The organism is Niallia sp. WK069_GA_01, from assembly GCF_983173855.1.
This window is the reverse complement of the sequence record NZ_OZ470138.1, coordinates 462,651-477,732: the sequence shown is the minus strand read 5'-3', so window position 1 is coordinate 477,732 and position 15,082 is coordinate 462,651. Positions and strand designations below refer to the sequence as shown.

Annotated in this window: 14 protein-coding genes; all 14 read right to left on the bottom strand. The window is 36.3% G+C overall.

Annotation, left to right across the window (positions count from 1 at the left end; genetic code table 11):
- Positions 1 to 13 precede the first annotated feature (13 nt).
- Entirely contained in the window at positions 14 to 1,429 is a 1,416-nt protein-coding gene (gene atpD, locus AC5LWL_RS02270) for a F0F1 ATP synthase subunit beta (RefSeq protein ID WP_493432828.1), read from the bottom strand.
- Between the two features lie 136 nt (positions 1,430 to 1,565).
- Positions 1,566 to 2,426, bottom strand: a complete 861-nt coding sequence (gene atpG, locus AC5LWL_RS02265; RefSeq protein WP_493432827.1) for an ATP synthase F1 subunit gamma — start codon at positions 2,424 to 2,426, stop codon at positions 1,566 to 1,568.
- Positions 2,427 to 2,528: 102 nt separating this feature from the next.
- The gene (atpA, locus tag AC5LWL_RS02260) at positions 2,529 to 4,037 is read right to left on the bottom strand and encodes a F0F1 ATP synthase subunit alpha (RefSeq protein WP_493432826.1); all 1,509 of its coding nucleotides are present in this window, start codon (positions 4,035 to 4,037) and stop codon (positions 2,529 to 2,531) included.
- A gap of 24 nt (positions 4,038 to 4,061) precedes the next feature.
- The gene (locus AC5LWL_RS02255) at positions 4,062 to 4,598 is read right to left on the bottom strand and encodes a F0F1 ATP synthase subunit delta (RefSeq protein WP_493432825.1); all 537 of its coding nucleotides are present in this window, start codon (positions 4,596 to 4,598) and stop codon (positions 4,062 to 4,064) included.
- A complete protein-coding gene (atpF, locus tag AC5LWL_RS02250; RefSeq protein ID WP_493432824.1) occupies positions 4,595 to 5,128 on the bottom strand; it encodes a F0F1 ATP synthase subunit B in 534 nt (177 codons plus the stop codon). The genes AC5LWL_RS02255 and atpF overlap by 4 nt, the downstream gene beginning before the upstream one ends.
- A 106-nt stretch (positions 5,129 to 5,234) precedes the next feature.
- On the bottom strand, positions 5,235 to 5,447 hold the full coding sequence (gene atpE / locus AC5LWL_RS02245) for a F0F1 ATP synthase subunit C (RefSeq protein ID WP_027323467.1): 213 nt from the start codon (positions 5,445 to 5,447) through the stop codon (positions 5,235 to 5,237).
- A gap of 69 nt (positions 5,448 to 5,516) precedes the next feature.
- Positions 5,517 to 6,224, bottom strand: a complete 708-nt coding sequence (gene atpB / locus AC5LWL_RS02240; protein ID WP_493436516.1) for a F0F1 ATP synthase subunit A — start codon at positions 6,222 to 6,224, stop codon at positions 5,517 to 5,519.
- 24 nt (positions 6,225 to 6,248) lie between these two features.
- Entirely contained in the window at positions 6,249 to 6,638 is a 390-nt protein-coding gene (locus AC5LWL_RS02235) for an ATP synthase subunit I (RefSeq protein WP_493432823.1), read from the bottom strand.
- 623 nt (positions 6,639 to 7,261) lie between these two features.
- Entirely contained in the window at positions 7,262 to 9,478 is a 2,217-nt protein-coding gene (locus tag AC5LWL_RS02230; protein WP_493432822.1) for a S8 family serine peptidase, read from the bottom strand.
- Positions 9,479 to 9,733: 255 nt separating this feature from the next.
- Positions 9,734 to 10,363: a uracil phosphoribosyltransferase gene (gene upp / locus AC5LWL_RS02225; RefSeq protein WP_493432821.1), complete on the bottom strand. Its 630-nt coding sequence runs from the start codon at positions 10,361 to 10,363 to the stop codon at positions 9,734 to 9,736.
- A 230-nt stretch (positions 10,364 to 10,593) separates the two neighbouring features.
- A complete protein-coding gene (gene glyA / locus AC5LWL_RS02220) occupies positions 10,594 to 11,835 on the bottom strand; it encodes a serine hydroxymethyltransferase (protein ID WP_493432820.1) in 1,242 nt (413 codons plus the stop codon).
- Positions 11,836 to 12,524: 689 nt separating this feature from the next.
- On the bottom strand, positions 12,525 to 13,100 hold the full coding sequence (locus AC5LWL_RS02215) for a TIGR01440 family protein (RefSeq protein WP_493432819.1): 576 nt from the start codon (positions 13,098 to 13,100) through the stop codon (positions 12,525 to 12,527).
- A 24-nt stretch (positions 13,101 to 13,124) separates the two neighbouring features.
- Positions 13,125 to 13,577 carry a ribose 5-phosphate isomerase B gene (gene rpiB, locus AC5LWL_RS02210; protein WP_493436515.1) on the bottom strand — a complete coding sequence of 151 codons (453 nt, stop codon included), beginning with the start codon at positions 13,575 to 13,577 and terminating at the stop codon, positions 13,125 to 13,127.
- Between the two features lie 199 nt (positions 13,578 to 13,776).
- Entirely contained in the window at positions 13,777 to 15,069 is a 1,293-nt protein-coding gene (locus AC5LWL_RS02205; RefSeq protein WP_493432818.1) for a methyl-accepting chemotaxis protein, read from the bottom strand.
- Positions 15,070 to 15,082: the final 13 nt, after the last annotated feature.

Genomic DNA, 15,082 nt, shown 5'->3' with positions numbered 1-15,082 from the left:
CTCCTGATTATGTTTAAACTTCAACACCCATTTTTTTTGCACTCTCAACAGCTTCCTCGATACGTCCTACAAGACGGAATGCATCTTCTGGAAGATGGTCATATTTACCCTCTAAGATATCTTTAAATCCTTTTACTGTCTCTTTTACAGGTACATAAGATCCTGGTTGGCCTGTAAACTGTTCAGCAACATGGAAGTTTTGTGATAAGAAGAATTGAACTCTTCTTGCACGGTGTACAATAAGTTTATCTTCATCACTTAACTCATCCATACCTAGGATACTGATGATATCTTGTAGTTCTTTATAACGTTGTAATGTTGACTGTACTTGACGTGCGATATTATAATGCTCTTCCCCTACAATTTCTGCAGATAACGCACGAGAAGTAGAAGCCAACGGATCAACAGCAGGATAAATACCCATTTCTGTTAGCTTACGCTCAAGGTTTGTTGTTGCATCCAAGTGAGCAAATGTTGTAGCTGGCGCTGGATCTGTGTAGTCATCCGCTGGCACATAAATTGCCTGGATAGATGTTACAGAACCAACACTTGTTGATGTGATACGTTCTTGCAATCTACCCATTTCAGTAGCAAGTGTTGGCTGGTAACCAACCGCTGAAGGCATACGGCCAAGAAGTGCTGATACTTCAGAACCCGCTTGAGTGAAACGGAAAATATTATCGATAAAGAATAGAACGTCCTGACCTTGTTCATCACGGAAATATTCCGCCATCGTCAATCCTGTTAATGCAACGCGCATACGTGCACCAGGTGGTTCATTCATTTGTCCAAATACCATCGCTGTTTTTTTGATAACTCCTGAATCAGTCATTTCAAAGTAAAGGTCATTACCTTCACGAGTACGTTCTCCAACCCCAGCAAACACAGAGATACCACCGTGTTCTTGTGCGATGTTGTTGATCAATTCTTGGATTAGGACCGTTTTACCAACTCCTGCTCCACCGAACAATCCAATTTTCCCACCTTTAATATAAGGGGCAAGTAAATCGACAACTTTAATACCAGTTTCTAAAATTTCAACTTGTGTAGAAAGCTGTTCAAACTTAGGAGCTTCTCTATGAATAGAATCACGTCTTGCTTCTGCAGGAATCGCTGGATCTAAATCAATTGTTTCTCCTAAAACATTAAATACACGTCCTAGTGTAACATCCCCGACTGGAACTGAAATTGGTTTACCAGAATCCTCCACTTGCGTACCTCTGGTAATTCCATCTGTTGAAGACATTGCAATAGTCCGAACTGTGTTATCGCCTAAATGAAGGGCCACTTCAAGTGTTAATTCGACAGTAGCATCATTACCAGCATTTTGAATTACTTTTAATGAGTTGTTAATATCCGGTAAATATCCTCCGTCGAACTTAACGTCAACAACTGGTCCCATTACTTGAAGAACTCGTCCTAAGCTCATTATATTCCCTCCTAAACCTTCTCTTAAAACAAAGGTGTCCAAACAAATGACTTGCCTCCCATTATATACTTTTGGTTCAAATAAATAATGGGATACAAAGTCTTTATGATGATACAACCTTTTTCCTAAATAGGAACTATTCTAAAGCTGCAGCTCCACCGACAATTTCGGTAATTTCTTGTGTAATCGCTGCTTGTCGTGCACGGTTATAGACTAAACTTAAGTTATCGATAATTTCTTTTGCGTTATCTGTTGAATTTTTCATTGCCGTCATCCTTGCAGAATGCTCACTTGCCTTACTATCAAGCAATGCGCCATAGATTAAACTCTCGGCATACTGAGGCAGCAGTGCATCCAATATTTCTTCTGCTGATGGCTCAAACTCATAGGAAGTAAGGGTAGTTGCCGTACTATCCAAATCTGTTAGTGGAAGAATTTTCTTCTCGACAACATCTTGTTGTATGGCACTCACATAATGACTGTAATAAATATTTAGTTCGTCGTATGTCCCATCCGCAAACATTCCCACAGATTTACTAGCTACATCTTTGATATCTAAAAAATCAGGCAAATCTGGAATACCAATAACGTCTAATACTACGTTAAATCCCTGTTTAACTAAGAAATCCCGACCTAATCTTCCTATAACAATAATGGCATATTCATCTTTTGACTGATGACGTTCCCTAATTGTTTGGCTAAGTTTTCTCAAAACATTACTATTATAAGCACCCGCAAGTCCACGTTCTGAAGAAATAATAATGTATCCTGTTTTTTTAACTGGACGATTCTGAAGCATAGGATGTGCTGCCGAAGAACTTCCTAATGCAACAGAATGGGTTACTTCTTCCATCTTTGTCATATATGGGGCAAATGATTTTACATTTAATACGGCCCGGTTCATTTTAGCTGAATATACCATTTGCATGGCTTTTGTTATTTGGCTCGTTTTTTTTGTAGAATTAATACGAGATTTTATATCACGTAATGATGCCAATTATTCTCACCACCATTCATAAGTTTCAGGCTTTCAACAAATGTTTTCGATCAGCCTGAAGGATTGCAAAATTAACTTTGTCTACACTCTGAATTTGTCTTCTTATTCAGAAACTACAAATGATTTTTTAAACTCGTTAATAGCTGCACCCATATCATCGTCAGCTGGAAGTTCCTTTGTTGATACGATTGTGTCTAACAAATCTTTGCGGTTGTGATCTAACCAATTAAAATACTCCTCTTCAAAACGACTAATATCATGAACTGGAATATCATCAAGGAATCCACGTGTTAATGCATAAAGAATAGCAACTTGTTTTTCGACTTTTAATGGTTTATTTAAATCCTGCTTTAATACTTCTACTGTACGTGCACCACGATTTAATTTAGCTTGTGTCGCTTTATCTAAGTCAGATCCAAACTGAGCAAATGACTCTAACTCACGATATGATGCAAGATCAAGACGCAAAGTACCTGCAACCTTTTTCATCGCTTTAATCTGTGCTGAGCCACCTACACGAGATACAGATAAACCTGCGTTAATAGCTGGACGAACACCAGAGAAGAACAAATCAGACTGCAAGAAAATCTGCCCATCTGTGATGGAAATAACGTTTGTTGGAATATATGCAGATACGTCTCCTGCTTGTGTTTCAATAAATGGAAGTGCTGTAATAGATCCTCCACCTTTTGCATCACTTAACTTCGCAGCACGTTCTAGTAAACGAGAATGCAAATAGAATACATCCCCTGGATATGCTTCACGACCTGGAGGACGACGCAACAGCAACGACAGTTCACGATATGCAGAAGCTTGTTTTGACAAGTCATCATACACAATTAAAACGTGTTTGCCATTGTACATAAATTCTTCTCCCATTGCTACACCTGCATATGGAGCTAAGTATAATAATGGTGCTGGTTGAGACGCAGATGCTGTTACTACGATTGAATAATCTAGTGCACCATGCTTGCGAAGCGTTTCTACCGCATTACGAACTGTTGACTCTTTTTGACCGATTGCAACGTAAATACAAATCATGTCTTGGTCTTTTTGATTTAAGATTGTATCGATTGCTACAGAAGTTTTACCTGTTTGGCGGTCACCGATTATAAGTTCACGCTGTCCACGACCAATTGGAACAAGTGCGTCAATCGCTTTAATACCTGTTTGAAGCGGTTCACTAACAGATTTACGATCCATAACACCAGGTGCTAAGAATTCGATTGGTCTTGTTTTGCTTGAGCTAATAGGACCAAGTCCATCAACTGGTTGACCAAGTGGATTTACAACACGACCAACTAATTCATCTCCCACAGGAACTTCCATAATTCTTCCTGTACGACGAACTTCATCTCCTTCACGAATATCTGTGAAGGGTCCAAGAATAATGATACCAACATTGCTTTCTTCTAAGTTTTGCGCTAAGCCCATTACGCCATTTGAAAACTCAACCAGTTCACCAGCCATACAATTGTCCAGCCCATGAACACGTGCGATACCATCACCAATACTAATAACCGTACCGACTTCACTCACTTGAACTTCTGATTGATAATTTTCAATTTGCTTTTTTATAAGAGCACTAATTTCTTCCGCTTTGATGCTCATGCGTTTCACCCCTATCTAGTAATACTATCCTAGTAATTTTCGTTGTAGACGATCTAATTTGCCTTGTAGACTTCCGTCAAAAATCTGGTTCCCAATTCGAACAATTATTCCACCTAAAAGGTTGGACTCTACTATATTTTCTATATTAAGCGATACTTTGCCTACTTTTGCTGCAAAAGTAGCAGATATTGCTCTCTTTTCATCATCTGATAATGGTCGCACAGAATAGACTTTTGCATCTGCAATCCCTTTTTCTTCATTTATTAAATATAAAAATTGATCACATATTTCTGCAATATAGTCTTCACGATGACGATCTATCAACAACATCAATAAGTTTTGTAAATGACTGCTTGTAGAAGCAAAAGCATTCTTTACTAACTCTTTCTTTTTCTCTAATGAAATATTAGGAGATTTAAAGACAAGATGCAGCTCAGATGAAGTAGTAAATAATGTTTTTACAACACGAACTTCCTCTTCCAATTGATCGACGCTGCCGACCTCTTTTGCGATTTGGAAAAGGGCTAAAGCATAACGCTTTGAAACTCCTATATCCATCATCGTTTTTCGCCTACCTCTTGTATGTAATCATTAATAAGCTTCTCTTGATCTTGTTCGTTTAATTCTTTTTCCATTACTTTAGAAGCGATTAATACAGATAATGAAGCTACTTGATCACGAATAGCTGCAACAGCCTTTTCTTTTTGCTGATCAATTTCAAGCAAGGCAGAATTCTTTAAACGTTCTGCGTCTTTTTTTGCATCTGCAATAATGATTTCTCTTTGTGCATCACCTTGAGCTTTTGCTTTTTCCATTAAGTTTTGTGCATCTACTCGCGCTTCTTTTAATAATGCTCGTTGTTCTTCTAAAACGGCAGCCGCGTCTTTACGGCTTTTTTCTGCTGCTTCGATTTCATTCGTAACAAATTCTTCCCGTTGCTTCATGATTCCCATTAATGGACCCCAAGCAAATTTTTTCAATAAAGCGAGAAGAACGATAAAAATAACTAGCTGAAATAAAATATCTCCACCATTTATTAATTTATGAGTTGCAGCCTCTGCAGCTCCCAAAACTAAACTGTTAGTTAACACTTGGTTCACTCCCTTCAAAACTCAACCATTACTACTTTTAAGACATAAAGGAAAGGCGAAGTTCTTATAGAAGATTGTCTTCGCCACATTCAGATAAGATTATTAATTAACGGTTTAATACCATAAATGCGATTACTACACCGATAATTGGAAGTGCTTCTACTAATGCAACACCGATGAACATTGTTGTTTGAAGTAAGCCGCGTGCTTCTGGTTGACGAGCAATTCCTTCTACTGTACGACCTACGATTAATCCGTTACCAATCCCTGCACCTACTGCTGCTAAACCGATTGCTATTGCTGCTGCTATAAGATTCATTTTACTTCCTCCTAATTTATAAAAATCCTGTATTTTTTATTTTCTCCTTTTATTGCAAAAGGGTATATATTAATGGTCATGACTAACTTTATGAGACATGTAAACCATTGTTAACATTGTAAAGATATAAGCCTGGATTGTACCGACAAAGATTGAGAAGCCTTGCCATACAAATGTTAAAGGAATCGCCGCAATAAATCCTGCTATGCCTGTACCGGCTAACGATCCTACTAAAAGGGATAGTAACAATTCACCTGCGTATATGTTACCGTAGAGACGCAAACCAAGAGTAAGAGTATTTGCAAACTCTTCTATGATTTTCAAAGGAAATAAAAACTTCATTGGACTTATAAAACCTTTAGAATATTCTTTAAATCCTTTTTGTTTAATACCATAATAATGAGTTAGCGCAATAATCATTACCGCTAGCGTTAATGTGATGGTAGGATCAGCAGTCGGTGATTTCCACCAAAGCTCTCCATGTATAACAATTGAAAAAGGAAGTCCTAACATATTTGATACAAAAATATAAAATATAACGGTAATGCCCAAAACATGGAATTTACCACCATCTTTCCAGTCCATTGTACTGTTGATGATGTTTTTTACGAAGTCCATTACCCACTCCATAAAGTTCTGTAGGCCTGTAGGCTTTAGCGCCAGTTTACGTGTCGCAAGAACAGCTATCAAAAATACAATTGCACTTGCGATAGTAATCATCAATACATTCGCTAAATTAAACTGCAAAAAATCGATGCCAAACAAATGGTATATCATCGGTTCTTTATGTTCCAATCATGTTCACCTCTCTTTTTTGTTACTACCTATTTGAATAGTATTTAATAAGAAATCTATCATAATGACTACATAGGAAGTCATTAATCCAATAACCACACTAATAAGATGAACATGTTCAGGGTACTCCATAGCTATCGCCACTCCAAGTATCGCTGTTGCCATTCTTGACAACATGCCTAATGAAGCTGATTTTTTTCCTTCATCAATAGCTTTACTAAATTTCCCCATTCTTCTTACTAGCAAAAACATGTTAAAAAAGCTTAAACCAGTTCCAATAATTAGCCCTAGAAACACCGGCTGGAACGGAGTCAAAGCCCACCCTATTAAATATAAAGACAATAAAACGGATATGTATTTCTTTTGTCTTGATAGCATCAGCCTAATTTCAAGCATATTAGCCAATTTCCTGATCACTACTTTCTTTCTGAAAAATCTTCAGTTGAATATCAGTATGTATGCAGCACGAATTACTAGAAAATAAACACGCTAGAAACTAGTAGACGAATCAAGAAAATAAGGCAATTTCTTTAAAAAAACGCCTGAATCCAGATGCGAAAACACGCTGAAAACCCTGTCATTCTCCCTTTTGTAAGCATACAATAAGCTAAAGTCAATGTCAATTAGTATTAACAACGTGAAAACGCTACAATCATATATTTCACAATATATTCATGATACTATTATTGTAAACGGATTCTATCAAAAAAACACACTAAATGTTACAAATAGGTGGATATTGAAAAAAAATCCGTTCAAGCTTTCTACCTTTTTTATTTTAACATGAAATAACTTTTTTTCTATAAGTTCAAGAATTAATTCACACACTTTTAAGATTTCCACTTAATTTAATCGATATAAAGAAGAAACAGTTCTTAAAGAGTGTGTGTTTCTTCTTTATATTGTAACGTTCTATTGATTATGATAAAGTATGCTTCGTTACTTTTCCTTAACGGTTCAACTTTGCTTTTTTCAGCTTTATAAAACTGTGTTTCTTCTATAATATAATACAAATTATTTTACTTTTTCTGTTCAATAGACAAATCAGAAGTGATTACATCCTCTTTTCCTGATTTTTTTGCAAATATTTTTACGATATATGCCCCATCCTTCGGTATGTTCGATTCCTTTATTTGCGATTTCAGCATCCCTCTTCTAACATCCTTTTTCCAATCGAGAAATTGTATAAACTGCAGATTTTCTTTCTCAAATAATGCAATGCCAAATTCTTCCGCTCCGCCTGGAAGATAAACTTCATACTCATACTTATTTTTCTTTTTGTCTTTAATGAGTTCAAACCCCATTATTCTCGGGTAGTCAGGTTCTTCTAACACATATAAATACGGAATATGCATTTGTTGTTTTCCTGCTCTTACCTCTATTGTGCCATCATGAAGCTTTCCTTTAAAAACTTCGCTGTTTACCATCATCCTAATGGGCAATTTTTTTGTTTCACCTGGCTGTAAATTGAAGGAAAAGGGAAGAACCCAGCTTATTCCTTCTTTCTTTTTTGGTATAGAAAAGGAAATGCGCTCAGCTGTCTTACTAACATTTTTCACCTTTATATAAGCAGTATGCTCATGAAGGTGGTCCACCAGCTGAAACTTGCCAAAACGAATTGAACCTGGCATCAAAAGGACATTTGCCTGAATCGCTTCGTCCACTTGAATTCTTCCCGCCCCTTGTTCATATACTTTATATACATTTTCTTCTCGATCCATCATAGGCATTGCAGTATTCATCAGCGCTGCCTTTACTTCTTCCGGTGTCCAATTAGGGTGCGCCTCTACTATTAATGCACATGCTCCCGCTACATGGGGCGCTGCCATACTTGTTCCTTGGAGTGGCATGTATCCGCCTGGCACTGTGCTATTTATCACAACACCAGGGGCAAGTACATCTGGTTTTATATCCCAGGTACTCGTAACAGGGCCTCTTGAACTGAAATCTGCTAATACATCTTTTTCCCATCTTGTTTCAACACGGATGTACAGAGGACCACTTTTCATTTTTTCTTTTATCATGGTTCCTTCTATTTTTGTTATTCCTGCAACAGGAATAGGCATTTCCCTTTCTAAGCTTCCGATAAGAGGTCCTTCTATATTATTAGAAATTAATACTGCTTTTGCTCCTGCCTGATAAGCGTTTATCACCTTTTCTGTAAACGTCAATTTCCCTCTTTCTAATAAAACTATCTTGCCCTTTACATTGTGTAAATTTTCTTTTTCCCCTAGTCCACCATTTACTATATTCAACTGTGTTGATTTTTTCCATCCTTCGCTTTTTTTCATGCTATTTAAAAGGAATGGTTTATTATTTATTTTGAAAAAGGAAATTTGCATATTAGGAGTGGAAGCTCCAACGGATATAGCTTTACTAGCTGTTCCAGGAGAACCTACTGTCCATTCTGATGGTCCTGAATTTCCCGCTGCTGCAACTGCAATAATTCCTTTTTCAACAACTTTATTTAAAGCAAGGCTAATAGGAAGATCAGGACCATTTATTTCACTTCCTAATGAGAGATTTACTATATCGACATGATCTTTTATTGCTTGTTCAATTGCGGCCAAAATCTGTTCTGTTGTTCCAGATCCTCCTGGGCCAAGTGCTCGATATGCGATAATTTCTGCTTTCGGAGCAACTCCTTTTATTTTTCCATCCGCAGCAATAATGCCGGCAACATGGGTTCCATGCAATGTATTCCTTTGCCCTTTCCCTTTTGTTTCCATCGGATCTCGATCTTGATCTACAAAATCCCAGCCTTTTTTATAGTTTCTTCGTAAATCAGGATGCGTATAATCTATACCAGTATCTATTACCCCTACTTTAATACCTTTTCCCGTTAAATGTTTGAATGATTGATTGATTTTCTCTGTAATTGCTTCTGCTCCAATCAACTGCACTGGATTTTCATTTTCAACAGTATAAGTTTGTATAGGAGCAACCCACTCAACTGCATGGTTTTGAGCTAATTTGTTTAATTCCTCTTTCGATCCTTCTACTGAAAATCCATTAAAAACCTCATGAAACATATTTCGTTTTTTTATCGTTTTAAATGTAGATAACAGATGGTCTATTTCTTTACTAGTGAGATTATCACCTGTTTGGATGATCGCAATTGTCCGTTCATTAAGGCTTTCTTTCGGAATAGAAGGGAGATTTATTGAGACAGCATGTATATCATTGGTCCAAGGGAGAATCGATAAAGCTATTAGTAGTATGATAAGTTTTTTCATGATGCGACTCCTTTTGGATTATGAAATAAATGGAAGAATATATTGTTAAATAGGTATAGTATTGCTTATCGTTTCACTTCGAGAGAAAATTATGTGTGAGGAGAAAATTTAAACGGAAGAAAAGATTTGCGAGTATTTCTCTTTCTAGAAAGAAGTATTCATGGGATGAAAAAAGATGTTTTCGTTTATAATTTCCTAAAACGAAAAAAAAGCCGTCACTTTAGATAAGTGACTGGCTTAAAATGTTGCTATTAATTATTTTGTACCAAACAAACGGTCTCCTGCATCTCCAAGACCTGGAACAATATAACCTTTTTCGTTCAATTTTTCATCTAGTGCTGCAATATAAATATCCACATCTGGATGTGCCTCTTTTAGAGCTTCTACTCCCTCTGGAGCAGCGATTAAACACATAAATTTAATATTTTTTCCACCGCGGTTTTTTAAAGAGTTAATTGCTTCTATAGCAGATCCTCCAGTCGCAAGCATTGGGTCTACTACGATAAAGTCTCTTTCTTCCACATCAGATGGAAGTTTAACATAATACTCTACTGGTTTTAGCGTTTTAGGATCACGATATAAACCGATATGGCCAACTTTAGCCGCTGGGATTAATTTCAAAATACCATCAACCATTCCAATACCCGCACGTAAAATAGGGATAATTCCTAATTTTTTTCCAGATAGGACTTTCGATTTTGTTATACTTACAGGTGTTTCAATTTCTATTTCTTCTAAAGGCATATCACGAGTGATTTCAAAAGCCATTAATGTAGCCACTTCATCTACTAGTTCTCTAAATTCCTTTGTACCTGTTTGAACTTCTCTAATGTATGTAAGTTTATGCTGAATAAGTGGGTGATCAAATACATATACTTTAGCCACAACATTCACTCCGTTTCCTTCTTTTTTTCCAAAACACACTTCTTCTTATTTTACAGAAAAAATACTAGTGAAGCAACTGATAATACTTTCCTTTTATTCATATTATCATCTACTTCTATATAATATCCTAACCTACAAATAACAATCTTCTTTTTTATGTGTTCGCTTACAATATTACTAGCATAAAAAAAACAAACCTTAAGTATAATCTCAAGGTTTGTTTTTACTTCTTATAACTCTTTATATAAAACGAATTTACTTGTTAAAGCTTCTACTCGTTTTGCTGCCTCAGCTAACTTTTCTTCGTTATCATGGTTTTTAAGTGTAAAACCGATGATAGAAGCAATTTCATCCATATCTTCTAAACCAAAACCGCGTGATGATACGGCTGCTGTACCGATACGGATCCCACTTGTTACAAATGGACTTGCCGGATCAAACGGTATAGCATTTTTATTTACTGTTATCCCTACTTCATCTAGCACATGCTCTGCCACTTTTCCTGTCAAGCCAAGGGATTGAAGATCTACTAATAATAAATGATTGTCTGTGCCACCAGATACTAGGTTTAACCCTTCCTTTTGCAAGCCTTCTGCTAGTCTTTTCGCATTATCGATAACATTTTGTGCATATACTTTAAAGTCATCTTGTAATGCTTCGCCAAATGAGATAGCTTTAGCGGAAATAACATGCATTAGCGGGCCGCCTTGGATTCCAGGGAAAATAGATTTATCGATTTTTTTACCATATTCTTCTTTACAAATAATCATTCCACCACGTGGTCCGCGTAATGTTTTATGAGTTGTAGTCGTTACAAAATCAGCATATGGAACTGGGCTTTGATGCAGTCCTGCAGCAACAAGTCCAGCAATATGAGCCATGTCCACCATTAATAGAGCCCCAACTTCATCAGCAATCTCGCGGAATTTTTTAAAATCTATTTCACGAGGATAAGCACTTGCACCAGCAACGATTAGTTTGGGTTTATGAGCTAAAGCTTTTTCTCTTACATCTTCATAATTAATATATTGGGTTTCTTTATCTACACCATATTCCACAAAATTATAAAGAACACCGCTGAAATTAACAGGACTTCCATGTGTTAAATGTCCACCATGAGATAGATTCATTCCCAACACCGTATCTCCTGGTTCTAGCACAGTAAAATAAACAGCCATGTTTGCTTGTGCCCCTGAATGTGGCTGAACATTTACATATTCTCCACCGAAAATTTCTTTCGCTCGATCTCTAGCAATATCTTCTACGATGTCTACGTATTCACAGCCCCCATAATAACGTTTGCCAGGGTAGCCTTCTGCATATTTATTTGTCAACACAGAACCTTGTGCTTCCATCACTGCTTCACTGACAAAGTTCTCAGATGCAATTAATTCAATTTTGGATCTTTGACGACCTAATTCTTGTTGAATCGCTTTATATACTTGCTCATCTTGTTGTGCTAAATGCTTCATTTGTAATCCTCCCTATAACATGTTCATATATTTTTCTCTATTTAACCGTAAACCCTAGTTTATATTCTAACATGTATGTATTTTAAAAAGAAAGACAGAAAAACACGAATTATAAATTTTATTTTTTATTTTATCGTTCGTATTTTAATGTTTTTCTAAAAAGAATTACGAAGTATTATACTATTTTTCTGGTTTTTTGCTAATATCTGTTATATTCAAAAAATATTTTTCTGGATATTTGGTTAGTAGAGGCAGGAGAAATATAATTATTCGGCATTTGATAGGCAGGAGAACATTATACAGAAATAGGGTATCTATTTTTTGATTATTTTTGTGTTTGCTGAAGAGGTCTTTTTTAAAAAGTAATTTAGGATGCTCTGAAAAAAGGGTTCCGCAGGTGGAATACACCTGCTCTGCTTCAACATAACAAGAAACTCCATCACACTCGCCTATTTTCATTCTTCATAGTGCAATGCATATCAACTATCTATAGGACAAGAGCAAAAAAGGATATGTATAACTGGGGGCATAATGTCCATTGTTATACATATCCTTTATATAGTCTGAGGAATGGAGTCTATTTTCCCCTTTTGGTTTTTTCTTTTTATAAAATGTAGGGATTTGTTTAAATATAGTCTTTGTTTCATGAATTTTTATTGCTTATTGACTCTAAAATAAGCAAGCCGATTCTAGGAACAGGACTCATTCGCTTTTGTATTTTCGTAAACAGCCCTTTGACCTCCAATTAATTTTGGTCGTGATTTGGCCATTGTCACATGTGCTTCTCCTAATTGACTGAGGGAAACTCTTATTGGTACTGCTACATGCTTCATATGCATACCAATAAAGGTATCTCCTATATCAATACCACCGTCTGCTTCTATAAATTCAACGACAACTGGATCATCCATATGCTGATAGGCGAATGTTGCCATCGCACCACCAGCATGGCGGACAGGTATTACAGAAACCTCTGTTAATCCTCTTTCTTCCAACACATTCCGTTCCACTACTAGTGCTCTATTTAAATGTTCACAGCATTGAAAAGCTAAGGATATTCCTGTTTGCTTTTTAAAGTTTTGAAACTTTTCAAAAATAATCCCTGCCACATCAATCGTTCCAGACGTTCCAATTTTTTGCCCAATGACTTCACTTGTACTGCATCCAATTACAAACAAATGCCGATTCATTAACTTTGCCTGTGCTTGATATTCTGAAATAATCATTTCTAGTTGTTGTTCTAAAGCTACTTTTTCATTTTCCATAAAAACACGGCCTTTCGAACGATATTATTTACTTGAATGACTCTTTTCATATTGAGCGATTTTCTTTAATCTAACTTCATGCCTTTGACCACTAAATTCAGTCTGAATCCATGCCTTTACAATTTCACATGCTAAACCGGGTCCAATCACTCGCTCCCCCATTGCTATTATATTACTATCATTATGTTCACGGGTTAATTTCGCACTATAAACATCATGAACTAGAGCGCAGCGAGCTCCCTTTACTTTATTAGCAGCTATACTCATTCCAATTCCAGTTCCGCAAATCAGTATCCCTCGATCAAATTCCCCATTTGCTACCTTTTCAGCAACTGGCAATGCATAATCAGGATAATCTACAGATACTTCACAGTCACAACCGAAATCAACATATTCTATTCCTAATTGTTCTATTAACTTTATCACTTCACCACGCATGATTAACCCGCCATGATCTGATGCTATCGCAACTTTCATCATTACCATCCTCCCCGTTTTCACAAACTATATTCTCACATAAAAAAGTCGAAATAAAAAGACTCAGAAAAACATTTTTTATAGATTTGGGATAAACGACTGCTAGTCTTAATTTCCTTTTTACTCCTAATTCTATCCACTCAAAAGAGAAGAACCTGCAATTACACAAACCTCATTTTTCACAAAAATGCTGACATGACTATATTTTAAATCGAAAAATAGTTGTTTTTAACTCTTCTGCATGAGCTTGTAATTCTAATGCTAATTGATCTACTTTACTCATTATTTTCGTTTGCTTTTCTGTAATAGACGTAACTTGCTGGGCACCCGCAGATGTTTCCTCTGCTATTGCTGCAACTTCTTGAGATTGTTGTGAAGTCTGATAAATTTGTTCCATTTGTCGGCGAACAAGTTCTGTTATACACGCTACCCCATTTGCCATCTCTTTTATCGTTTGGTTCATATCTTTAAAAATTATAGTAGCCTGTTCGCCTCTCTCCGCTTCTTTTTCTGCATTATTTGCTTGTTTTTCCATTTGTTTCACAACATTTTTTACTTCTTCTTGCATATTTTTAATAAGATAGGCAATTCCTTCTACTGCCTTTCCACTTTCATCCGCCAAATGTCTAACTTCTTCTGCGACTACTGCAAATCCAGCTCCGTGTTCTCCTGCTCGAGCCGCTTCTATAGTGGCATTTAATGCGAGTAAATTTGTTTGGGAGGCGATATTGCCTACCAATTTAATAATGCCTTCTACTTTCTCTGCATTTGTTTCTAATTTCTGAACAGATTGCATGGACGTGTGATTATCACTTACTATTGATTTCAAACCATTAATTAAGGATAAGACTACATCATTTGTTTTCTGTAAATGTTCCATCATTTGATCAGATATTAACAAAGATGCTGATGATTTTTCTTGAACTTTTTTTGCTATTTCCATCGCTTCATCCACGGAAATGGCAGTATCCTGTACAGATTTCGCTGAAACCTCAGCACCCGCTGCTATCTCACCAACAGCCAAAGAAATTGCGACCGTTTGCTCAGAAGCTTGCTCTGCTTCTAAAGATAATGCGTTTACTTTAGCATTGGTTTGATGAAAGTTACATTCGATGCTTTTTACCATTTCACGCAAGTTAAAAAGCATATGATTAAAGGCTATTCCCAACGATTTAATTTCATCATCTGATTTAGAGATTTCCGCCTCTTCTTTCATATTTCCATGGGCAGCTTTCATTGCGGTTTTTTCCAATTTTTGCAGTGGTTTAATAATAACACCAGCTGCTGTAAATGCTAAGATTCCTGACCAAAAAATCCCCAATAGCAATGTAGCAAGAGTGAAATTAAATGAACTGATTTCCATTTTATCTTGGAGTATTGGATATAAACCATATATAAAAAATGCACTTGTCGAATAAGTAATTATTGCCAGTACCGTAATAAACAGCACCATTTTTTTCCTTAAACTAAATTTATAGTGCGTATTCTCCATGCCTTTCCCCCAC

Coding starts and splice junctions, on each gene's coding strand:
- rpiB (WP_493436515.1), bottom strand. CDS start 13,577: ATGAAAGTTGCGATAGCATCAGATCATGGCGGGTTAATCATGCGTGGT.
- atpA (WP_493432826.1), bottom strand. CDS start 4,037: ATGAGCATCAAAGCGGAAGAAATTAGTGCTCTTATAAAAAAGCAAATT.
- AC5LWL_RS02235 (WP_493432823.1), bottom strand. CDS start 6,638: ATGCTTGAAATTAGGCTGATGCTATCAAGACAAAAGAAATACATATCC.
- AC5LWL_RS02255 (WP_493432825.1), bottom strand. CDS start 4,598: ATGATGGATATAGGAGTTTCAAAGCGTTATGCTTTAGCCCTTTTCCAA.
- atpB (WP_493436516.1), bottom strand. CDS start 6,224: ATGATATACCATTTGTTTGGCATCGATTTTTTGCAGTTTAATTTAGCG.
- AC5LWL_RS02215 (WP_493432819.1), bottom strand. CDS start 13,100: ATGGAAAATGAAAAAGTAGCTTTAGAACAACAACTAGAAATGATTATT.
- atpE (WP_027323467.1), bottom strand. CDS start 5,447: ATGAATCTTATAGCAGCAGCAATAGCAATCGGTTTAGCAGCAGTAGGT.
- AC5LWL_RS02205 (WP_493432818.1), bottom strand. CDS start 15,069: ATGGAGAATACGCACTATAAATTTAGTTTAAGGAAAAAAATGGTGCTG.
- glyA (WP_493432820.1), bottom strand. CDS start 11,835: ATGAAGCATTTAGCACAACAAGATGAGCAAGTATATAAAGCGATTCAA.
- atpD (WP_493432828.1), bottom strand. CDS start 1,429: ATGAGCTTAGGACGAGTTCTTCAAGTAATGGGACCAGTTGTTGACGTT.
- AC5LWL_RS02230 (WP_493432822.1), bottom strand. CDS start 9,478: ATGAAAAAACTTATCATACTACTAATAGCTTTATCGATTCTCCCTTGG.